Source organism: Nostoc sp. (assembly GCF_036919575.1).
In the GTDB taxonomy this organism is placed as follows: domain Bacteria; phylum Cyanobacteriota; class Cyanobacteriia; order Cyanobacteriales; family Nostocaceae; genus Nostoc.
Map to the genome: position 1 here is coordinate 43,034 of NZ_JBALBY010000086.1, position 23,155 is coordinate 66,188.

Annotated in this window: 17 protein-coding genes; 9 read left to right on the forward strand and 8 right to left on the reverse strand. The window is 42.1% G+C overall.

Annotation, left to right across the window (positions count from 1 at the left end):
- Nucleotides 1-319: 319 nt before the first annotated feature.
- The 4 genes from V7K27_RS22490 to V7K27_RS22505 all read right to left on the reverse strand — a co-directional run bounded on the left by V7K27_RS22490 (nucleotide 320) and on the right by V7K27_RS22505 (nucleotide 2,446).
- Nucleotides 320-436 carry a photosystem II reaction center protein I gene (locus V7K27_RS22490; RefSeq protein ID WP_334950308.1) on the reverse strand — a complete coding sequence of 39 codons (117 nt, stop codon included), beginning with the start codon at nucleotides 434-436 and terminating at the stop codon, nucleotides 320-322.
- A gap of 497 nt (nucleotides 437-933) precedes the next feature.
- Entirely contained in the window at nucleotides 934-1,635 is a 702-nt protein-coding gene (locus V7K27_RS22495; protein ID WP_334950292.1) for an acyltransferase, read from the reverse strand.
- Nucleotides 1,628-1,798, reverse strand: coding sequence for a hypothetical protein (locus V7K27_RS22500; RefSeq protein WP_334950293.1), 171 nt, complete (start codon nucleotides 1,796-1,798; stop codon nucleotides 1,628-1,630). The genes V7K27_RS22495 and V7K27_RS22500 overlap by 8 nt, the downstream gene beginning before the upstream one ends.
- A 483-nt stretch (nucleotides 1,799-2,281) precedes the next feature.
- On the reverse strand, nucleotides 2,282-2,446 hold the full coding sequence (locus V7K27_RS22505) for a hypothetical protein (protein WP_179063512.1): 165 nt from the start codon (nucleotides 2,444-2,446) through the stop codon (nucleotides 2,282-2,284).
- A 444-nt stretch (nucleotides 2,447-2,890) separates the two neighbouring features.
- Between V7K27_RS22505 and V7K27_RS22510 the strand changes: the two genes are divergently transcribed.
- The 3 genes from V7K27_RS22510 to V7K27_RS22520 all read left to right on the forward strand — a co-directional run bounded on the left by V7K27_RS22510 (nucleotide 2,891) and on the right by V7K27_RS22520 (nucleotide 7,928).
- Nucleotides 2,891-3,214, forward strand: coding sequence for a hypothetical protein (locus tag V7K27_RS22510; protein WP_334950294.1), 324 nt, complete (start codon nucleotides 2,891-2,893; stop codon nucleotides 3,212-3,214).
- A gap of 662 nt (nucleotides 3,215-3,876) precedes the next feature.
- Nucleotides 3,877-6,444, forward strand: a complete 2,568-nt coding sequence (gene glgP, locus V7K27_RS22515) for an alpha-glucan family phosphorylase (protein ID WP_334950295.1) — start codon at nucleotides 3,877-3,879, stop codon at nucleotides 6,442-6,444.
- 641 nt (nucleotides 6,445-7,085) lie between these two features.
- Nucleotides 7,086-7,928 carry a zinc-dependent peptidase gene (locus V7K27_RS22520; protein ID WP_334950296.1) on the forward strand — a complete coding sequence of 281 codons (843 nt, stop codon included), beginning with the start codon at nucleotides 7,086-7,088 and terminating at the stop codon, nucleotides 7,926-7,928.
- 94 nt (nucleotides 7,929-8,022) lie between these two features.
- On the opposite strand, the gene V7K27_RS22525 is transcribed toward V7K27_RS22520, so the two are convergent.
- A complete protein-coding gene (locus tag V7K27_RS22525; RefSeq protein WP_334950297.1) occupies nucleotides 8,023-8,667 on the reverse strand; it encodes a class I SAM-dependent methyltransferase in 645 nt (214 codons plus the stop codon).
- Nucleotides 8,668-8,788: 121 nt separating this feature from the next.
- On the opposite strand from V7K27_RS22525, the gene V7K27_RS22530 reads away from it, so the two are divergent.
- The gene (locus V7K27_RS22530) at nucleotides 8,789-10,447 is read left to right on the forward strand and encodes an ArnT family glycosyltransferase (RefSeq protein ID WP_334950298.1); all 1,659 of its coding nucleotides are present in this window, start codon (nucleotides 8,789-8,791) and stop codon (nucleotides 10,445-10,447) included.
- A gap of 112 nt (nucleotides 10,448-10,559) precedes the next feature.
- A complete protein-coding gene (locus tag V7K27_RS22535; protein WP_334950299.1) occupies nucleotides 10,560-11,519 on the forward strand; it encodes a ribonuclease Z in 960 nt (319 codons plus the stop codon).
- Between the two features lie 46 nt (nucleotides 11,520-11,565).
- Here the strand turns inward: V7K27_RS22535 and V7K27_RS22540 are convergent, their stop codons facing one another.
- Both V7K27_RS22540 and V7K27_RS22545 read right to left on the reverse strand, forming a co-directional pair.
- Nucleotides 11,566-12,777 (reverse strand): RNA-guided endonuclease InsQ/TnpB family protein, encoded by a 1,212-nt coding sequence (locus V7K27_RS22540; protein WP_334950300.1) that lies wholly within the window; start codon nucleotides 12,775-12,777, stop codon nucleotides 11,566-11,568.
- A gap of 726 nt (nucleotides 12,778-13,503) precedes the next feature.
- Nucleotides 13,504-15,021, reverse strand: coding sequence for an RNA-guided endonuclease InsQ/TnpB family protein (locus tag V7K27_RS22545; protein WP_334950301.1), 1,518 nt, complete (start codon nucleotides 15,019-15,021; stop codon nucleotides 13,504-13,506).
- 718 nt (nucleotides 15,022-15,739) lie between these two features.
- Here V7K27_RS22545 and V7K27_RS22550 point away from each other — a divergent pair.
- Both V7K27_RS22550 and V7K27_RS22555 read left to right on the forward strand, forming a co-directional pair.
- A complete protein-coding gene (locus tag V7K27_RS22550; RefSeq protein ID WP_334950302.1) occupies nucleotides 15,740-17,911 on the forward strand; it encodes a GumC family protein in 2,172 nt (723 codons plus the stop codon).
- A 291-nt stretch (nucleotides 17,912-18,202) separates the two neighbouring features.
- Nucleotides 18,203-19,357: a SpoIID/LytB domain-containing protein gene (locus tag V7K27_RS22555; protein WP_334950303.1), complete on the forward strand. Its 1,155-nt coding sequence runs from the start codon at nucleotides 18,203-18,205 to the stop codon at nucleotides 19,355-19,357.
- Between the two features lie 134 nt (nucleotides 19,358-19,491).
- Here the strand turns inward: V7K27_RS22555 and rpiA are convergent, their stop codons facing one another.
- A complete protein-coding gene (gene rpiA / locus V7K27_RS22560) occupies nucleotides 19,492-20,202 on the reverse strand; it encodes a ribose-5-phosphate isomerase RpiA (protein ID WP_334950304.1) in 711 nt (236 codons plus the stop codon).
- Nucleotides 20,203-20,473: 271 nt separating this feature from the next.
- On the opposite strand from rpiA, the gene V7K27_RS22565 reads away from it, so the two are divergent.
- Both V7K27_RS22565 and V7K27_RS22570 read left to right on the forward strand, forming a co-directional pair.
- On the forward strand, nucleotides 20,474-21,514 hold the full coding sequence (locus V7K27_RS22565; RefSeq protein WP_334950305.1) for a Vgb family protein: 1,041 nt from the start codon (nucleotides 20,474-20,476) through the stop codon (nucleotides 21,512-21,514).
- 732 nt (nucleotides 21,515-22,246) lie between these two features.
- On the forward strand, nucleotides 22,247-22,921 hold the full coding sequence (locus V7K27_RS22570) for an S-layer homology domain-containing protein (RefSeq protein ID WP_334950309.1): 675 nt from the start codon (nucleotides 22,247-22,249) through the stop codon (nucleotides 22,919-22,921).
- The last annotated feature ends 234 nt before the right edge of the window (nucleotides 22,922-23,155 follow it).

Here is a 23,155-nt window from a genome sequence, read left to right on the forward strand (position 1 = left end):
TTCCGACTGTCGTCTTCTGCTACCTGGAGCAAGCCACTTGGGAGAGGAAACTTACTAGGCGAAAGTTTAGTAAGTTTCCGTGGCGTTTAGTATCTTCCGCCTTCCAAAGTCGCGGATGATTTATCGAACAGAATAAAGGCGCCAGTCGTCAGAATTCAGAATGAATTCTCTACGATTGGCGGATGAATAACCGGGTTTAAGACGCCACCAAATCTACGATTTGGTGGTGCAACAATTCAGTGGAGGGTCCCAATCCCCGACTAATTGATTGCAGAATTCAAAATGAATTCTGCATTCTGCATTCTTCTTCAACGTTCTTTTACTCTGAGTCCCGACGGCCGGGGTTACGAGCAGGATCGTTCGATAAAAATCCGAAGATGAAGAGAGCGACGAAGAAGGCAACAACAATATAAACAGCGATTTTTAAAGTCAGCATAGAAATATCTCCAACGGGTAAGACTAAAGAGAGCTTTTCTTTCAGGATCTGCCATGCAGAAAACATAGCTCCTTTATATTACCCAAATCTCGTCCCTTTTTTAGAGGACTCTGGGGACTTGGGACTAGGAATTGGGGACTGTGGACTGGCACTACCTATCCTACGGTTATTGGAATGGTGCAAGGTGTTAGTTGTCTGACTTTTAGATGCCCTTAAGAAATAACTCAGAGACGAATGGCACTAAGTTAAAATACAGCCCTTGCCCTGACCGGAGGTAGAACCTCTCGGAATACATTCCCAGCCTGGAGGCTGGGAACGAGGCAACGAGGCAACACAAGCCTTTGGGCTTTACAAGCGTGCCATTCAACTCAGAGACTGTTTGCTCTTGTGACGTTGACTAACAGCAAAGGTTTCTTAAAAAAAGGGAACAGGTTACAAGTTACAGGGGATAGTTATTATGCCCAATGCCCAATGCCCAATGCCCCATGCCCCATCCCCTATTTCTCAGCTTGAACAATGCTTAAGTCTTTGCCAATTCGGTTTTTGATTACTCGTGCAGGTATACCTACAGCAACGGAGAAAGGAGGAATATCTCTATTCACAACTGCTCCCGCACCAATAACACTGCCTTTGCCGATAGTAACGCCATCTAATACTGTTACCCCATGTCCTAGCCAACAATCATCCTCAATCACAATTCCCTTGCGAGTAACACCTTGGTATTTAATCGGCTCTATCGGATCTGCAAAATTATGATTATTGGCATATATCCCTGAGTGGGCAGCAATCAAGCAGTGTTTACCAATTTTAATGTCTCCTGGCCCCTCAATAGACACGTTGGGAGCAATGAAGGTGTCTTCATCAATATGTATATACGTATCTGACAAAGACCCTATATCAACGTTACGCTCAATAGCGACTCTATTTCCTAGATGAATTCTATTATTTTTGTGTCCTCTAGCATCCATCCGCACACCCTTGAAAATATAGACTCCACTGCCGATCTCAATACAAGAAGTACCGTTAAATTCAACACCATTTTGAATATACACTGGGCTACCTATCTGGGCAAAAATACTACGATATCCCAAATTACGCAACTTTGTCCCCAGAAGAAGTGTCGGAATATCTCCTAACACCGTAGTTACTAAAAGTTCTTGCACGCGCTGCAATTTTGAAAAATATTGCTCGTTAGGCATGGCTACATATCTCTTTAATCAATTGTTGTTGACAGTCTTGAAAGTTGTTTTGGCTGTATCCTAATTTTCTGCCAATACCAACAGTATTAGTATTCATTAACACCGAAGGTAAATTGGCAATATTACCGAATTTTCCCCATATTTTTAGGTGGTTTTCCAACATTTGAAAAACCAGAGTCTGGCTTTGACTATGTGAACAATTCTTGAACTTAGGTGTGTAGAATCACTCAATTGATATGCAAAATTGCGTTAATTCGCTAGAAGCTTTTGGGGAGCATCTCACTTTCGTAGAAAGCCTAAACCTCACCCCAGCCCTCTCCTTAGTAAGGAGAGGGAGCAGGAATCTTCTTTCTCCTATGGTGTAGTGTATTTGCAAAAAAATTTGCTGGTTTAAATAGGATACTGTTTTGGTTATCCGGCAAATTTGCAAAGCTTGTTACGCAACTAGGGATAGAGTTGTTTGCTTTGAGGCTACTTTCTCTCAAGCGGTTTTAGTCTTTTGAAACAACTCAGTTCCACAAGCTATTTTGCAACAAAAAATACATTTGACTAGACTATTTCAAAGATTTAGATAAAATTTCTGCCTAGCATGACAATGTAATTATTGTTGGATTTTTCTGGGTATTTTTGCCCAAATAAAACCCAATTAGGGTGGATTATCTCCCACATCAGCCATCACATTGAAGTTAACCATCGGTGCAAACAAGTAAGCGCTTCCCCGACTGCTATGACGGCTTTCTTGCAACGAATTTCTAGAGTATGCTGCTCCAATCATGTTGCACACGGATGATTTACAGACTAACCAATTCACGTTTATAATTAGATGAATGGTTTTTAATAACAATTGTTTTTAACGATAACACATTTTATTTTTAGTGGAACACTCTTAATAAATAAGTTGATTTCCAGGTTGCTTGTTAATGAGAATGGTGGAAATCAGTTAACTTTTTTACTGGAGCAATGCCTAGTTTAGGCAAAGTTTACGCTACTCCCAAATAATTTTATACACTTAAATAAAATCCCTTGAGGATCGGGAGTTGAAAAATACTCTAAGCGGTTAATTGGCATTTTTGTCTACAAATTGTAAATCACCCATTCGGGTGAGCCAAGCGGGGGATGCGTTCTTAATACTACTTATTATAAATTCTATTGAGAGAGAGCTAAAACGTAGCTTAGTTTTCAGGAGAAGTCCACAACAGAAGATCAAACACGCAAATTGAGGTATCGGTTTTAACTCACACACTTGGTTCAAATTATGGCTTTAATTAAAAAAATTGTGCAAGAAGCTCTAACTACTGGCTATCTGAGTGTTGGAGCCGAAGATAAACTGCGATCGCAACTTCAAAGTAATTATGACTCAGAAGACCTAGATGCCTGGATCATTTTACAGCGAGCTATTGTCGCAGGTGATATCAAACAAGAGTCGCGCCGAAAAAAAGCTTCCCTCTCTCCTAAAGCCAAGGACACTTCATCGAGTATCAAACTTGCTTATCAAATGGCCGCGGAGATTGCTTATGCAGCAGCTGTAGCTCTGACGATGACAAAAAATACTAAAGATCAGCCTTCATTAGGTGCATAAAATAACACTCTACTAAGTTATTTTCGTGGTTTAGTTTCAATATTTAATACCAAGTAGTTAGCTATTCACCAAACAGTGGACAGAGCTAGACATCTAGTGCTGCGACTGGACAGATAGCGATCGCTATTTCTGGTTAACTGCTTGGTACAGTTTTTACACGATCCAAAGGCGATGTCCACGACGGGCTGTGACGCTTGATGACTCGCTAAGGCTATGCTATCGATGACGCATCACCTTAAGCTAACCTTAACCAAATAATCATCTAAGTCTTTTTTTTCACCCTGCTTCTTTGACAGCTTAAAAAATAATTAAAAATTTAACTTTCCGGGGGACAGCGATGAGGAATTTTCACCCATCAGCCAATACCCTAGAATTGATCCCCGGAAGCAATACTAAAATAAATATAAATTATTTATTCAAAACTAAATTTTTTTAAGTGATATATGCCAGTAAATGATTAAATCTTAATATACCAAATACATGGCTGAGGGTAACGCATAGAATTAGAAACAGCTTGGTGTAAACTTTAGCAATGAGGTTAAAAAGAATTCTCAATGCTTAACAAAGTCATCGCTTTTTCACAAACTACAGTATAAAGAATTGGCAACATTGGGAAAGAGAGTAAACAATAACCATAGCTAAACTTGGAGTTTTGCCAACCTATGCAGCCAATTCGCACATTTAACGTATCCCCTTCACTACCACCGCGACTCGAACCACTGCGGCGGCTAGCATATAACTTGCACTGGGATTGGAACGTTGACACTAAAGATTTATTTCGTCGCTTAGACTCTGACCTGTGGGAGTCTAGCCATCATAACCCGGTGTTGATGCTGGGTACTATCTCTCAATCGCGGCTTCTGGAAGTTGTCGAAGATGAAGGCTTTCTAGCGCAAATGGATCGATCTGACCGTCAGTTAGAAGATTATTTGCAAGAGCGCACTTGGTATCAGAAACAACGGGAACAGAAACCAAAAGAATGCTACGCCTATTTTTCGGCGGAATTTGGACTTGTAGATTGTTTGCCCGTCTATTCTGGAGGCTTGGGCGTTTTGGCGGGGGATCACCTCAAATCTGCTAGTGACTTGGGGCTACCGCTTGTAGGTGTAGGTTTATTGTATCAGCAAGGCTACTTTGCCCAGTATCTCAACGCCGATGGCTGGCAGCAAGAACGCTACCTGCTCAACGATTTCCACAATATGCCCTTGCATCTAGAACGCAATGCCGATGGTTCAGAACTGCGGATTGCGGTAGATTATCCAGGACGCAAGGTGTATGCCAGAGTTTGGCGCGTACAGGTGGGAACGGTGCCGCTATATCTGCTAGACACCAACATTGAACCTAACATTACTTACGATCACGACATCACAGATCAGCTATACGGTGGCGACATCGATATGCGTATCCACCAGGAAATCATGCTGGGGATCGGTGGTGTGCAAATGCTCAAAGCCTTGGGGCTGAAAGTCACCGCCTACCATATGAATGAAGGTCACGCCGCCTTCTCTGCCTTAGAGCGCATCCGCTTGCTGATTCAGGAAGAGGGACTGACTTATGCTCAAGCTAAACAGGTGGTAGCTTCTAGTAATATCTTTACCACCCACACGCCAGTACCAGCAGGGATTGACTTGTTCGCTCCCGACAAAATGTTGTACTACCTGGGGTACTATGCAGAGATATTTGGGTTGCCCAAAGAGCAATTTTTAGGACTGGGGCGCGAGAATACAGGCGATTTATCTGCGCCTTTCAGTATGGCGGTGCTGGCGTTGAAGATGGCGACATTTTCTAACGGTGTCGCACAACTGCATGGTGTGGTGTCGCGGCAAATGTTCCAAGGCTTGTGGAAGAAGGTGCCAGTAGAGGAAGTGCCGATCGCAGCCATTACTAACGGTGTCCATGCTCGCAGTTGTGTGGCGAAATCGACTCAAGAATTGTACGATCGCTACTTGGGGCCAAACTGGTCATCAGCACCACCAGACAGCCAATTGTGGGAGCGGATGGAAGCCATACCCGATGAGGAGTTGTGGCGCAATCACGAACGCTGCCGCTTAGATATGGTTTTGTATGTGCGAGAGCATTTAGTCAAACATTTGCGCGATCGCGGCGCTTCTGCCTCCGAAATTACCCAGGCACAAGAAGTTTTAGATCCTTACGCTTTCACCATTGGCTTTGCCCGTCGCTTTGCCACCTACAAACGCGCTACCCTCTGGATGCGTGATTTGGAACGGATTAAGCGGCTTTTGCTGGGCAACAAAGACCGAAAAGTGCAATTCGTGATTGCTGGTAAGGCACACCCCAAGGATATTCCCGGTAAAGAACTGATCCGCGATATCAATCATTTTATCCACGAACAACACTTAGAAAAACAGGTAGTGTTTGTTCCCAATTACGACATTTACATCTCCCGGTTGATGGTTGCAGGTTGCGATATCTGGTTAAACACACCGCGTCGTCCACGGGAAGCCTCTGGTACCAGTGGCATGAAAGCCGCAATGAATGGATTGCCGAATTTAAGTGTACTAGATGGCTGGTGGGATGAAGCTGATTATGTCCGCACGGGCTGGGCGATTGGACATGGAGAGAATTACAACGATCCTAACTACCAAGATGAAGTAGAAGCAAATGCTCTCTACGAGTTGTTAGAAAAGGAAGTTGTACCGCTATTTTATGAGCATCGGGATAGTGATGGCTTGCCTCGTCCGTGGGTTGCCAAAATGAAGGATGCAATTCGGTTGAATTGTCCCTTCTTTAATACAGCGCGGATGGTAGGAGAATATGCTGGGAGAGCTTATTTTCCGGCTAGCGATCGCTATCATACCCTGACAGTTGATAACTATGCGCCAGCTAAAGAACTAGCTGCTTGGAAAGAAAAACTGGAAGAACACTGGTTCAACATCAGAATCAAAAATGTAGACGCATCGGCACCTTCAGACGACATTGAAGTTAACCAAACCGTTGCTGTCAAAGCCCAGGTTGACTTGGCAACTTTGACGAATGATGATGTGCAGGTGGAGCTATATCAAGGTGCGATCGATGCCAATGGTGAGATTGTCAATGCTGTGCAAGTGGTGATGGATTACCAAGGTGAGGATGCACAGGGATTGAGTATTTATACAGGTAATATCACCTATACCGCTTCTGGTTTGCAAGGCTTGTCTTTGCGTGTATTGCCGAAAAATAAAAATCTGGCTAATCCTTATGAACCAAGGTTAATTGCTTGGGCAGAATAAGAGTGCTGAGTAGTTATTAAATACTCAAGAATAGGCGTTGCTGATTTAAGTTTAGCAACGCCTTTTATCTCAAAGAGGTATTAAAATAATTCGTAATTCGTAATTCGTAATTAAGTTTTGTGACGGGGATTTCAATTAGGCTTCAATTCGTGCTGCCGTCGTTAGGCAGGGGAATTAAACTGAACATACTTTGTTCAAAGCCTCTCTCCGCTTGTCTGACGACAGGCTGACGCCAACGGGGAGAGGTTTGGAGAGGGGTGAAAAATTTAGTTAGTGAGCCACAACAGGAACAATATTTTATTTAAATACAGCAGATTTCAAGTTGGGTGTTGTACACAAGCTAAGTCTTTAACCCAGGTATAAAGCCTGTTTTATATCATGTCCGCATAATTAGTTATGATTCCCACAGTCATTGCACCCCACACGCCAGATGCTCCACTTGGGGAGACCCAAGACCGCACTGGCTCCCCTTAATCCCCTCCCCGCTCTTCGGGAGGGGAGACGAAGCGTAGCTTTGGCGGGGTGGAGTTCTTCGGGTTTAATAAGTAATCAAGCGGACATGATTTTACTTCTGAATTCTGACTCCTGAATTCTGAATTCTGAATTCTGAATTCTCCTGTATGTAAACTGCTCAAAAGTCAATGATTAAAACAATAATTTTCTTTCTGATCATTGGGCTGATTATCACTGGGATTTTAATCAATCCCATTCTAGTTAAAAGGCGAAGAAACCGTCTGAAATATCGTCCTTTTCCCCCACTTTGGAATGCCATTATTGAGAATAATCTTCCGATTTATCCTTGTCTTTCTCCCGATGAACTCAGACGACTTCAGGGACATATTCAAGTATTCTTAGCAGAAAAGCAATTTATTGGCTGTAGAGGATTACAAGTGACGGAGGAAATGAAACTGACCCTTGCATCTGTCGCCTGTTTACTCCTACTAAATGAACGTGGGCAGTACTTCCCCAGACTTCGTTCAATTCTGGTATATCCCAATGCTTATTTTGTTCAGGAAACGACTTCCGTCGGAAATTATGTTGTTGAAGAAAGGCGTGTGGCAAGACTAGGGGAATCGTGGACAACTGATCAATTAGTAGTGTCTTGGGAACAGGTGAAACAAGACACTACTAATTGGAGAGATGGACGTAACGTTGTACTTCATGAATTCGCCCATCAGTTAGATCAAGAAGATGGTAAAGCTGAAGGAGTTCCTATACTGCAACACAACTCAGACTATCCTATTTGGGCAAAGGTGATGACAGAAGCATATCAGCAACTTTGTAATGATGTTCTACAAGGCGTAAAGACGGTAATGGATAGCTATGGTGCAACGAATCCCGCAGAATTTTTTGCCGTAGCGACTGAGACATTCTTTGAGAAACCGCACCAATTGCTATCCAACCATCCGGCACTTTATGAGCAACTGCAACGTTACTATCAATTAAATCCTGTGCAATGGGCGTCACACAATTTTGGATTTTAGATTTTAGATTGAAAAGAGTAATCAAGTTACTGGCTCTGTCATTTAACGTCACAAAACTTAATTACGAATTACGAATTACGAATTACGAATTATTTTAACTGCGGTAAGCGATAACGGCATAAAACGGATCTCCTCCAGCTGCACCCAACCACTGTAAGAAATTCGGTAATGTTGACTTATGAGCTATAACTTCTGCGGTTGTAAATCCTGGAACTGAGGCGAAGTAGGCTTTGACTAATTCCACTCGCTCTGCTTCTGAAGCCTCCCGCCAAGCTTGAATTGCCTTTTCAAAAAACATCCGGTTAGAAAAGCTGATAATTGCCACACCACCGGGTTTCAGGATGCGGTAAATTTCGGAAAATACTGCTTCTGGATATTGCACATACTGCACAGATACGCAATTGAGAACAGCATCAAAATCTTCATCTGGTAAAGGTAGCTGGGGATTTTCGTTAAGATTTTGGACAAAGTAATGATTTAAGCGGGGATTTCGTGCTAGTTCCTCGGCGTTGAGTCCGTGTCCCTCCACATGGTCAAACTGCATCTCTTCTGGCAGATGAGACACCCAACTGCTCATCATATCAAAAATGCGGGTGTTGGGTTTGAGGCGATCGCTATATAAATCCGTTAGCTGTTGAATAAATCCTTCATCGACATGGGTGACGAAGCGGGGATAAGCATAGAACAGCTTATCGTCTGTGTCATCTAATTTCAGGCGTTGATTCGGTCTTAGCTGCATAAATCTCTGTTATGGAAAACTTTTTCCCCAGATGGCGACAATTTCAGGTATTTTGAAATAAGTACTATGTAACATATTATAAAAATTAAAAATTATTCGCGCAGCGTCTTTCATCAATTCAATGTTCTATAAACTACACTTCTTGCGGCATATTTGGCAACAAATTCGCCTAGTGGGATCATTACCCTATTTTAGTTTGTTAGTTTGGATACTGCCCTTATTATTATTTAATTCTGGGCACAATAGTCTGATGGCACATGATGAAGGGCTTTACGCATCGCGTGCGCGTCTGATGTTTGATTCTGGTAATTGGATATCTCCTTGGGAACATGCACATCATAAAACCCCTGGCCCTTATTGGTTAATTGCCAGTTTCTACAAGCTGTTTGGTATCAGTGATACTAGTGCGCGTCTTCCTAGCATGATTGCTGGCATTTTTAGCTTATGGCTTGTGTATGAAATCGGCAAAATTATGCTAGGTAAAAAATTAGCAAGGCTTGCTGCTGCAATTTTAAGTGTGGAATTTCTCTGGCTGCAATACTCTCGCTTAAGTACACCTGATCTACCGATGGTTCTCTTGGTACTTTTAGCTATTTGGTCTTTAATAAAAACGGAATTACATCCTAAATATCGCTATTTTTGGAGTTTTCTAGCTGGTTTAAGTTTAGGTTTAGGCTTCTTAGTCAGAAGCTTTATGATTTTTTTACCAATCATAGCTTTATTTCCTTACTTAATTTGGGAACATCGCCGTCATCATCATCTTACTAACCCAATTTTATATTTAGGCTTTTTCGTAGGTTTAATACCTACCTATATTTGGCTGTGGTTAAGTTGGCTACACTACGGAAATCAGAGTTTTGAGGAGTTGTTCAATTTTGTTGTGCAGCTAGGTTCTGAAGATCGTTATAATAACGGGATGCTGTTCTATATATGGAATATCCCTTTAACAGCATTTCCTTGGGCTTTTTTCGGGATTTTAGGTTTAGTTTTAACTCTCCGTCGTCCTATTGTTCGTTATCAGTTAATATTAGTTGGCTTTCCGCTTGTCTTATTTTGTGAACTTAGTCTTTTTACCACTCGTTTCCCTCACTATAGTCTTTGCCTTTATCCGTTCATAGCTTGGTTTGCATCTGTGGGTTTAAACTGGTTAGGCAATATTTACCAAACATGGATTCCCTCACAATTACCTCTTGAAAACGGTAAAATAAATATATTAAACCTTTTCGCAAGGAAGAATCTTCCTCGAAATCTCAGTTATGGCTTTGGTGGGTTAGGTGTTTTACTTATAATAGCGAGTATTGGCGTTTTTAGTTGGGGTGGTTATGATATTCGCAAGTATGCAACTATTGGCTTGGCTATGGGCTTGGGTTGGTTAATTTTGCCTGTGGTGTGGATTAGTCGTTACCACTTTGGCAAAAAGTTTCTCACAGCCCGTTACTGGATTGCAGGTTGGTTAATTCCCTGTTGGCTGGCTTTGGCGACGATGGGTAGCATCGGTCTGTTAAGTGACTATAACCCTGTTTTGAGAACTTTTTTACAACAAAGTGCGATCGCGTCAATTATCCAAACTCATCCGATCTATTTTGTGCAACTAGACGCTAAAACCAAAGTACTGCTTAATTTCTATCTTTCTACTCGCCCCCAACCAGTAGTCTCTATTTCCCAATTGCCAGCTTTGAGCTATGTTTTGATCTATACTGGCCAGTCACCGAAATTATCTAGACCTCACCGGATTATTGGTACAGTAAAACAGTACCAGTTGGTTCAAATCCTTCCCTAACAGAGGTGGAAAATCTAAAAGGCGACTTCCTCTCAAAAGTATTTTACTCATGAACCGTGTCACTATAGAAAATATCGCTGCAAATTGAGCAATAGGAAGACTAAAGAACACCGTGCAGATAACATTCTTAGGGACGAGTTCCGGTGTACCGACGCGATCGCGCAATGTTTCCAGTGTCGCCCTGAGATTACCCCAAAGGGCAGAACTGTGGCTATTCGACTGTGGCGAAGGTACTCAACATCAAATTATACGGAGTGAACTGAAAATCAGTCAACTCTCCCGAATTTTTATCACTCACATGCACGGCGACCACATCTTTGGCTTGATGGGACTTCTTGCTACTTGCGGCTTGGCTGGTAATGTAGAACGAATTGACATATACGGACCACCTGGATTAAATGATTACATTCAAACCGCCTCACGTTACTCTTACACACACTTTTCTTACCCGATTAAAGTTCACGCCGTCCGTCCAGGGGTAATTTATGAAGACGATGACTTCACCGTTAGCTGCGGTAATTTGCATCACCGCATTACAGCTTTCGGCTACCGCGTAGCCGAAAAAGACCGATCAGGACGCTTTGATGTGGAAAAAGCCAAGGCGTTGCAAATTCCTCCTGGTCAGATTTACGGTCAACTCAAGCGCGGTGAAATTGTTACCCTTGCTGACGGACGGGTGATTGATGGTACTCAATTATGCGGCCCTAGAGAAATTGGTCGAAAGATTGCCTATTGTACAGACACAATTTATTGTGATGGTGCAGTGGAATTAGCTCATGATGCAGATGTATTAATTCACGAAGCAACCTACGCCCATCAAGATGCAGATATGGCTTTTCAGCGATTGCATTCCACAACTACAATGGCAGCGCAAACAGCTTTAGCGGCTGGGGCACATCGGCTGATTATGAGTCATTTTAGTCCCCGCTATGCTCCCGGAAATACCTTGGAGTTGAAGGATCTCCTCAAGGAAGCCCGTGCTATTTTTCCCCGTACTGATATGGCTTACGATTTCATGATTCATGAAGTACCCAGGCGACGGGAAGTTGAGTTAACCAAGGTAGGGGTTTGAATTTTGGATTTTGGATTTTAGATTGAACCCTTCTAATGTGAACTACCTACACCGCCCTAGCGGGTCGGTGCAGGCTTCCGGTTTCATCGACAAATGCCTTTCCACCTTGCGGCTTGTTGGTCTTACTTCGCCTCGACTCGGCAAGAACGGGGTTCCCTCCGTCCATAGATAATATCCGAAGTCCTTCTGTTCTTATGTTCTGGCTGGCGTTTCCATCACGATCGTGATGACTACCACAACTCGGACAATCCCATTCTCTGATATCAAGTGGCAATGTATCCATGATATGTCCACAACACGAACAAGTTTTAGAACTGGGGAAAAATCTACCTATTTCTACAAGTTGGCAATCATTGTCTTTCAACTTGTAACTTAGGAAATTAACAAACATTCCCCAACCTACGTCGGATATACTTTTTGATAGCTTGCGGTTCCGTATCATTCCCTTGACGTTGAGGTTTTCAACGACAATAATTTGACTTTCATTAACCAACTTTCTGCTGAGTTTATGCAGAAAATCTTGGCGGGAATTTGATACTCGCTCATGAACTTTTGCTACTATTTTCTTCTGTTTCTGTCTGGATTTACTGCCTTTTACTTTTCGAGCAAATTTTTTCTGCTTGCGGGTTATATTTCTCTCGTGACGTAAAAGGCATTTAGGGTTGGAATACTTGGTAACTTCCTCTCCATCATGGACAATTGCAAAGTCTTTTAATCCCAAGTCAATGCCGAGTATTTTATCTCCATCCAATTTATTATCAGTAGATTCTACTTGAATCAGAACTGAGGCAAAGTACTTGTCAGTAGGGTTTTTGCTAATAGTGACAGTTTTAATTGTTCCTTTGATTGGTCTGTGAAATACTGCCTTCACTTCACCAATCTTAGGAATCTTTAACTTATCACCTACAACAGTGACACTTTGCGGATACTGAATAGACTGCTTATCAAATTTTGATTTAAACTTTGGAAACTTAGCCCGTCCATCAAAAAAGTTTTTGTAAGCTTTATCTAGATTAATAGCTACGCACTGCAAAACGGATGAATAGCAGTCTTGCTTTAACCAAGAATACTCTACTTTTAGTTGAGGTAATAAGCCCTTGTATATACTCAAGCTTTTTGACTTGCCTGTTTGGTCATAGTGTTGAATGCAAGCATTTAAAGCATAGTTCCAATACCATCTAGCGCATCCAAAAGATTTTGATAATGCTGTTTGCTGCTCAGTTGTTGGATATAGTCTTACTTTAATTGCTTTCAACACTTTAATCACCTCCTTGTTATCAGAAAAATGGGTTTAAAACCCCGTGCTTCTAGCGCGGCTTTAAAGTAATGAGTAAGGATTGACACTCCCCGGTCTTTAGACCGGGGATTCTTAATCAAACAATTGCAAACACAACTGCTCGAATAATATCCGCTTTTCAGGTATTACCTTAGATGTACGGTTCTTGCCCTGATCCCGAATGCCTAGAATGGCGGAATCATCTCTGACAAGCGTTACTTTTCGAGAGTCTTAGTCGTAACTTATGATATAATAATGAAAGTAACGACTAAGAATTATGGCAGACATAGACATAGAATTTTTATCATTCAAAATTTGTTACAAGTGTAATTTAGAGCAACCCTTAATATCTTTTACTAAGAATAGAACTAAGAAAGATGGTTTAAATCTTGAGTGTAAGAAATGTTCATCGGTTAGATCATTAGCATGGAAGAAAGACAATCCTCAAAGAGCTAGAGCGAATGATCGGATAAACCAAGCTAAAAGGTTAGAGCATGGATTATGTAGGTCTTGCAGTAATACTCTCATGCCCAATCATAATAGGATGTGCGAAAAACATTGGTATATTCAAGCTGCGGATACTGCAATGGGAAAAGGAACAACAATAAATGGAGCAAAACTTCGTGAGAAGATGGTGCGCCAAAATTATATGTGTCCTTATACTGGAGAAAAGTTAGTCCCAGGTGTGAACGCTCATTTAGACCATATTTACCCTAGACATCGTTTCCCCGAACTAGAAGGAGAGATGGATAATCTAGAGTGGGTTTCTGAAACAGTTAACTTAGCAAAGCAAGTTATGACAAAAGATGAGTTCATAAGTTTTTGTTCTTTGATTGTTTCCAGATATAAAGCGAAACCGTCATAGTCCCCCGATAGCTTTTTTACGTCTTTAGTGACGAACTTTAAATTAGCTCTACGCAAAATTGTACGAGAAGCTTGAGTATCAGCATGGTCGATATGACCACAGTCTTCACATAAGAACTTCTCCCCATCTCGATTTAATTTACTGGTATGACCACACGCTGAACATTCTTGTGATGTGTGCCTTGGATTAATTGCAAGGACTGGCTTACCTGATTTTGCCGCTAGCCAATCAATCTTAGAAAATGTGTCGCCCCAACTTGCATCAGATATAGATCGGTTTAATCCGCGCTTTGCTGATTGACCATTGGGCATGAACCGACCCAAAATCTTGCGTGGTTTGCAACGCGACTTCATGGCTGCAATATTCAAATCTTCTCGAATAACTGCTTCCGCCGTATTTACAACTTTGTTAGCTGCTTTCCACTGATAGTCATTACGTTTATCCGCAATTTTTTTATGAAGTTTAGCAACCTCGATTCCAGCTTTTCTGCGATTCTTGGAACCCTTGACTTTCCGATTAACTCGCCGTTGCCTAATTCGTAGCTGACGGCGAGTTTTCTTGTTTGTCGCAAATCTGGGATTCTCAATAAAAGAGCCGTCAGATAGTGCAATGAGTTTGTTAATTCCCATGTCGATTCCAACAGCAGAAGTAACTGTTTCAATCAGCGTAACTTCTGGTAGCGATTCCGGTAGATTTAGCAACACGCTCATGTACCAACCGTCTGCCTCTTTCATCACCGTAATAGTTCTGATATCAGCATCAGGAGGGATAGTGCGACTATCCAAATATCGCATATCCCCTAAACCGGGGAGATAGACATGAGAATAACAACGCTTTTTCTTAGACGTGCGGTTAACTGTTAATTTTGCGGCTCCCGGTTTGTACTGAAAACTATTAAAGTTTGAAGCTCTGCGAAACGCTGGAAAACCTCGCTTGTGCTGGAAGAATCCCAAATAAGCAGCATCTAACTTAGCTAGGTTCCCTTGCAAAACTCCTGAATAGATTCTCGAATAAAAAGAGTTTTCGTTTCTAAGTTCTGTTGTCCTGGCAGACTGAACACCACTAACACTCAACCACTTTCCGTCCTGTTTGGTTAATGTTTGAGAGGACATCACGCCATGCTTGACTACTGGGCAAGTGAGAGGGCAGAAAGCCCCGTACTCAACATGACTTTGAATATCGCAGAATGCACCATAACTGTACATTACGGGCTGATCTGAGTGCTGATTATTCGACTCAAAGGAGCGCCGACGTTCCGCTAAACAATAATTCCGATGTTTCCGCAAGGTTACAAGCCACTCGGACATAAGAGCTAATTGTCCCTTATTTGGTTGTAGTTTGTAGTTCCAGCGTACTTGCATTACCAGAATCTTATGGTTTTCATCACCTTATAGTACTATGAGCCGTTCGCTTATATCCCCCGGTTTCCAACCGGGGGCTTTACGCATCACACTCGTAAAACAAGGGTTATAAGATTGTAAAGAAAGATGTGACTAATGGATAGCCTTACTAAGGAGAGGGCTAGGGTGAGGTTTAGGCTTTCTACGAAAGTGAGATGCTCCCAAATTAACCAGGCTCTGTCTTGAAGTTTAGCGATCAATTCATAACGTCCAGCAAATAGACAGCAGTTTAATTTTACGAGTAAGTCAACTAGTTAACTAATAATTTACGGTTAACTAAGTGTATCAATAACCTAGAAAGACTATGGGTTAAATATTTTCCTCAATATGTTTTTTAGATTAAAAGTTATAAAAAGAACTTTAATATATAGTATATTGTGAATCAGAGAATTTTTTACTGAAGTACTTAGGAAAATAATTAATTTTCCGTTAAGATTTTTATTTCTGAAATAAAATATTTATTGAAAATTTATTCTTTCAACACTGATTAAGAATTTATATGCATGAATTGATGAACATGAAAGCGCCACTTGGCATAATATTGTGCCAAGTGAGCTTGTCATCGTTGGAAGAATAATTAAGTATGTTTTTGCGGCTATTAGGTGTAAAAAAAATCATTTCACATTTTTCATAAATCTTCCAAATAAATATAGTGTTTCGATATTAGAGGAGTTTGATAGTGGCTAAGATTAGTCTGAATCAAGAGCAACAGGTTACGACTTCAGCACAAGGTGCAGTTGACATCAGACAACTATCTAGTATTTTGCTTCGCCGACGCTTTCTAATCTTGGGGGTTTCCTGTGTAGTTATGTCAGCTGCTAGTTTGTTGGCTGTCATTGCCAAACCTACTTACCAGAGCAATATGCAGATATTGGTGAGTTCCAATTTATCTCAAGGGGCACAGTCAAAGAATATTCCAGTAGGGGCAGATACTCAGATGAAACTCATGCTGAGTTCTAAGCTACTCCAGAAAGCCGTAGATATACTTCATTCTGATTATTCTAATATTACCTTAGAAGATATCAATAGTCAAACACAACAGAAGAAAAAATCATCTCTAGAAGTGACTCCAGAAGAGGGAGGCATAGGAGCTAATCAAGTTTTTAGTCAAGTATTTAAAGTTTCTTTCAATGATGACGATCCAGTTAAAGCACAAAGAGTACTTCAAGCTCTACAGAAAGTCTATCAAAACTACAACAAAGAGCAACAACAAGAACGTCTGAATCAGGGACTGGCTTTTGTAAACGCTCGCCTACCTGAGATAAAAAAAGAGGTGAGTAAAGCTGAGAAAAATTTAGAACAGTTTCGCCAGAAACATAAATTACTCGATCCTGAAGTCCAAAGTAAAATCCTGCTAGAATCTCTAGCCGATATTCAACAACAGCTACAAAGCACTCGTGCCAACCTTCAAGATGTAAACGCTCGCTACGATAACCTAGAGCAACAAATAGCGTCTTCCTCAGAGCAGAATGAACGAATTTCTTCTCGTTTAAATCAGTCAAGCCGCTACCAAGCACTATTGAGTGAAATTCAAAAAACTGAACTAGCGTTGGCTAAGGAACGGGTGCGTTATACAGACGATTACCCATCGGTACAAAAGCTAAAGCAGCAACGCCAAAGTCAATTGTCACTATTACGAGAAGAGGTGAAAGCTATTACTAGTAGCAATCAGGGAGAACCGCTCTTCAAAGGGCAAATCGTAGGGGTTGAGCCAACGCTATTAGACGAATTTATTCTGGTGCAGACAACTGTCTTAGGACTAACTGCCAATGAAAAGAATCTAGCCGAGTCAGAACAGCGACTACGCTCTGAAGTAAACAAATACCCAAGTTTAATAGCAGAGTATAACCGTCTGCTGCCAAAGGTAGAAAGTAGTCGCAAAACCCTTGATCAACTACTTCAAGTGCAACAGTCATTGGGACTGAAAATTGCTCAGGAAGGATATAACTGGCAAGTTTTGGCAGAACCGGCTCTGGGTACTTATATGGGGAGCAACAGATTATTACTTTTGGTTGGGGGAGCGGTAATTGGGCCGATTTTAGGTATCTTAGCAGCCCTGATTTTGGAAAAGTTTAATGACGCTATTTATTGTGCGGCAGATTTAAAGAAACTGACGAACTTACGTGTACTAGGGTCAGTACCAAAACTACCGTTGCATGATGTGAAAAAGCGGCGGCTGGCACTGCCTTGGCATGGGCGGCGAAGCTCAAATTCTTCTGTAATGGAAGCTAATACTAGATTGCCCGTCCATGAAACCCTGGACATGATCTATCAAAATATTCAAATATTAAAATATCCCTTACCCTTGAAGTCGCTGATGTTGACTTCAGCACTACCAGGCGAAGGGAAGACAACCTTAGTATTAGGGCTTGTGGCTAGCGCTACCCGGATGCATCGACGGGTATTAGTTATTGATGCTAATTTGCAGAATCCTAGCCTGCACAAAATCCTGGAACTATCCAATGACTGGGGACTATCTCTGTTATTAGTTGATGAGACAACTACTCATTTTCAAGATTACATCCAGCCCATTCACCCATCTATTGATATTTTGACTGCTGGGCCGGAACCAGAAGACACGGTGAAGTTGCTCAGTTCTCAACGGATGAAAGAACTAATGGAGTTGTTTGAGCAAAGTTATGACCTAGTATTGATAGATACTCCATCTATTTTAGGCACGGTTGATGCCAGGATTGTGGCATCTTTTTGCAATGGGATTGTGATGGTAGAGCGCATGGGAAAAGTAACTCGAACTGAACTGACTCAAGCAACAGAAATTTTGAGTAAGTTGAATTTAATTGGAATTATCGCTAATGAAGTGAGTAATTCTCAAAAGGTATTGGCATCGTAGAGCGAAGAAGTAGGGGGCATTGGGCATTGGGCATTGGAAAGAGGCAGTCTAGGCTAAAATGTTGCAAAAAAATTGTAGGTTGGGTGGAGGCTTTGCGTAACCCAACATCCTGATAATCAGTTGGTTTACGCTCTGCTCCACCCAACCTACGTCTTCAGCTGATTTCTACCTTATAGCTAAAGCAAAATGCATAATAAGTAGGAGGTGGCAACCTCCTACGTTGGAGAAGTGTCTCATCTTAAAGTAATAGACGCCATAGTTCAGAGCGTCAATTAGATACTAGTGTGTTAGATGATCAGCATGAAATTCCAACTTTATTTAGGCTTTTTATTTTCCCAGATTAAAGTACGTCATTGGTGGGTAAGTGTCCTCTTGTGGATTGCTTTGGTTGCCCCAGCCCAAGCGTCTGTAATCCTGCGCGTGGCAATTGAGAGGGGCGTTAATCAGGTAAAAGTGGGCAGTTCCACCACTGGGATCGTTAAGGATAGTACTGGACGGACTCTCGGACAGTTACCAGCGATGAGTGCATATTATGCCCAAGCCGTTCCTGGCGGAGTTGCTTTAGATAAGTGGCAGTCTGGTTTATTTTGGATTGAGCCAACTGGTAAAGGATTCGTTTATATTGGCGATCGCTGGTATCGAGGTAGAACTCTGGTTATCCCCACAGACAAAGGCTTAACTGCTGTTAACTGGGTTGATGACCAAGAGTATCTCTACAGCGTTCTTGGTGGCGAAATGGATGCTAGCTGGCCTCAAGAAGCGCTGAAAGCCCAAGCGATCGCAGCCCGCACCTACGCCCTCTACGAACGTGAAAAACAACGGAATAATCCCGTTTACGATTTAGGCAATACCCCCGATCGTTGGCAAATTTACAAAGGTGTAATCAGTGAAGCTCCTTCTACTTACGCCGCAGTCGATTCCACACTAGGGCAGGTACTAACTTACAAAAACCGGATTATTCTCTCAGTTTTCCATGCTTGTTCTGGAGGACACACCGAAAATGTGCAAGACGTTTGGGGAAGCAACGAGCCTTACCTACGTGCTGTTCAAGACTACGATCAAAATATCCGCGAGTGTAGTTGGGTGAAAACCTTCTCACCTACTGAAATTAGCGCTAAATTTCCTGAAGTGGGCAATGTCAAGGATATGATTCCAGAGACATACTCACCTTTCCGCAGTGTTAAAGTCTTGAAAATTGTCGGCAACAAGGGCACGAAGGTGCTACAAGGCGAGGAAGTGCGGACAGCCCTCAAGTTAAAAAGTACCCGCTTTACTGTCACCAAGGGAGCCGATGGCAGTTTTGTACTGCAAGGGCTTGGCTACGGTCATGGTTTAGGCATGAGTCAGTGGGGGGCATATAATCTGGCTCGGCAAGGAGTAAACCACCTGCAAATTTTGGGACATTATTATCAAGGTGTAGCCTTAACACCAATTCAGCCCAAGTAGTCCACTCCTGTATTTGAAGAAGAATACAGAATTCAGAATAGAGAATTCTGAATCAATTAGTGGGGGATTCAGCGCTGCATTGCGGTCTTGGGGAAACCCCAAGACCGCACTGGCTCCTCCTGAATTCTGTTTTGTCAAATTTGCCGCACTAATGGCTGACCATCTTTGACTTCACCAACTAAAACTAAATCGACACAGTTAACGAAGATACCATTTTCCAGAACGCCGGGAATGTTATTCAATGTCTTTTCTAGTCCGGCTGGATCTTCAATAGAATCAAATTTGACATCTAAGACAAAGTTCCCTTGGTCAGTGATTACTGGCCCAGCTTTTCTTACACCCATGCGGAGTTCTGGTTTGCCACCGAGTTTTTTGATGGCATTGGTAACAGGAGTAATTGCCATTGGAATCACTTCTACAGGCACAGCGAAAGTAGAACCTAATCGGTCTACTAACTTCCCACTATCTACCACGACGATGAATTGTTCTGCTAGGTAATCTACGACTTTTTCGCGGGTATGTGCTGCACCACCGCCTTTAATCAAATTCTTCTGCGGATCGACTTCATCAGCCCCATCAATGGCAATATCGATGTGGTCGATAGCGTCCAAGGTGGCGAGAGGGACACCGTACTGCTTCGCCAGTACTTCTGACTGAAACGAGGTGGGTATCCCAATGATATCTTTGAGTTCACCAGACTTGAGGCGATCGCCTAAAAACTGAATCGTATATGCTGTAGTTGACCCCGTACCCAACCCCACAATGGAACCCGACTTTACCAGGGCTGCGGCGGCTTTGCCAACTTCTTGCTTCATCAACTTTACGGGATCTGCTGCTGCGGTCATTGCCAAAACTCCTGAAAAACTGACTATAGTCCATAGTAATGGGCAGATAACGCTAAAAGATGAAAGGTAAAAAATATAGAAGTAAGCGGTGAAGCTACTTGTGGAGAACAAGGATTTAAATTAGTTGAACAGACCAAGCTTGATGTTGTCTTAGCAGATTTATTACTACTCAAAGACGTATTGACAAAATCGCGTTGCTCCCCTACATAACTAGCAACTTGAGTTACTAACAGAAATGCTACGAATGTATGATTAACTGTACTAAGTAATTATGGTTGTTTTAGCTAACAAAATTATGAGATTTTTCAATTTTTGTCAGATCAGCCTCCCACTGATCAGCTTTGCATTGCTAGGGTGCATCGCCCCAAAAGCTAATGCAGCACTTTTAGCGGGGAGTTATTATAATAACTCCGTTCTGGGCTACGACGAAAAAACGGGAGAATTCATTGATGACTTCGTTCCTTCAGGTAGTGGCGGACTACAGGGACCAACTGGTTTAACTATTGGACCCGATAAAAATCTGTATGTTAGTAGTATTTTGAGCGGTAGCGTCCAACGTTACGACGGGAAAACAGGGAATTTCATTAGTACTTTTGTTCCTTCAGGTAGTGGTGGACTAGATACACCTGAAGACTTGGTTTTTGGGCCTGACAGCAACCTCTACGTTACCAGTATTAACAGCCGCACTAGTAATAGTGTTCTACGCTACAACGGGCAAACCGGAGCATTTATCAATGCCTTTGTCCCCTCAGGTAGGGGCGGACTCAGTGCGCCTTTTGGTTTGAGCTTTGGTTCAGATGGGAACCTCTACGTCAGTAGTACTCTTACTGATAGTATTTTAAGGTACAACGGGCAAACCGGAGCTTTTATCGACACTTTTGCAACAGAGAAAAAAGGGTCAGGACCTGGTGGCTTAACCTTTGGACCAGACGGCAATCTCTACGTCGCTAACTTTGAGACTAGCAATATTTCTCGCTTTAACGGTAAGACAGGAGCCTTTATCGACACTTTTATCCCAGCTGGCACTGGCGGACTCAATGATCCTGTCAAGCCAATCTTCGGTCCCGACGGAAACCTTTATGTTAGTGGTTTAATTAGTAACAACGTGTTGCGTTACGACGGCAAGACTGGAGCTTTTATTGACAACTTTATCCCTAACGGTCGAGGTGGGTTGAAGGGGGCTGGCTTTTTGGCTTTCACTGAAGACAGCACTCTTATTCCTGAACCTAGAATGGGGCTAGCTGTGTTGGCACTTGGTGCTGCGCTAGGAGTAAGCAAGGTACTTAGGCGTAAGCAGAAAGCCACATCTTGACACTCTCCGGGCTAAAGCCACAGAGATTCTTGGTTCAACGAGTCCACTTAATGTAGACTCCTTGCGGTATCTAAGCCAGAGGTGGTTCTCTCCCCAAGCTTTAACTTCCGGTATGCCCTACCGTAGTTGCATTACTGCAAAATTTGTTTGAAATTTAATGCTGGTCGTCTAGCTCCCATGAAGATTTTACCTATTCCTGGGAAGGAACTAGAACTGTGGAATAGAACCCCATATCTTCAATTGTCAAGGTTCAGCGTCTACGTGTTAGGTAGCAATCGGGTTTTTTAAGTGGTTGATTACCCTTCCACTGCGCTAATTCTACCACATTTCACTGAGGGCTAAAACCCAAAAACTAAGGTTTTCATCCCCAGTCTAAAGCACTTTGGACGCAACTACGTTGCTGTTTCTCAGGGGTTTTCAACCTACCCTTTATAAAAATCCAGCAATTAGTAGAGCTTGAGTAGGAACCCCAGGCGATTTGAGCATTTTGATTCCAAACACTCAAAAATTTGAATCTAAATTGAATCTACTACAATTTGGGGGAGTAGCAGCCATTGGCTGCTACTCCCCCTCTAATAATAATGATTATTAAGAAATAAGATGTTTTTGCCCTGTTACCCAGCCTAAATTCGTCATTAACTGAGTTACAGGTTATTAGGAACACCAAATTTTGCGTTAACCTCAGTAACGTAGTTTTTTAAATTCATTTAGCAGCTAAAAGTGGTTATTATGATGCGTCAGCTTTCAATTACTCTATCTTTAGTGGCACTATTACAAAACTTGCCAGCAATTGCTCAAGTGCCAGAACCGGCTTCTGGAATCCCATCTGATTCCATTCAACAGGTAACTGCTGTCAAATGGATGACAAACTTTTCTGATGGCAAGTTTTATCCAGAAAGGTTACTGAGTAGGGCTGAATTAGCGTCGATTATGGTAAAGACATTTCGGCTAGATAAAAGACAAGGTGTTAACAAAGAAAATTTAGCTATTCCAGATGTTCCTCGTTCTTATTGGGCATTTAATGATATACAGACAGTCTTAAAAACTGACATCATGAAAGGCTATCGGGGCAATGAATTTTTCCCTAATCAAAAGGTGACAAGGGCAGAAGCTTTGGCTATTTTCGCCCAGGCTTATGGTGTATTTCAGTTTTCCGATGACGCTGTTAATGAGATTCTTGCTTCACATCCAGATGAAAAGTCTATCCCGGCTTGGGCTAGAAAAGCGATCGCTACAGTAGCTACTGAGGGATTTCTTAACACAGATGCTCAAGGTAATATTTTCCCATTAAAACCCGTGACCCGTGGAGATATGGCTTATGTATTGAGTAAATATTTGCAACGACAACAGCAACAACCCGAAACACCAGAAGTTCCGATTATTCCAAATAGCCCACAATCACCTTAGCTAGACTTTATCCAGCCAAGTGCTTAAAATTACCTTTGCCCATTACCTGTATACTTCTGTTGAAGCTGGCGAAGATATTGGTAATTAGACTGTTGTAGTTGCGTCGGCTGCTGCATACCATAATTCCCATAGGACTGTGGTAGTTGCGTCGGCTGCTGCATACCATAATTCCCATAGGACTGTGGTAGTTGCGTCGGCTGCTGCATACCATAATTCCCATAGGACTGTGGTAGT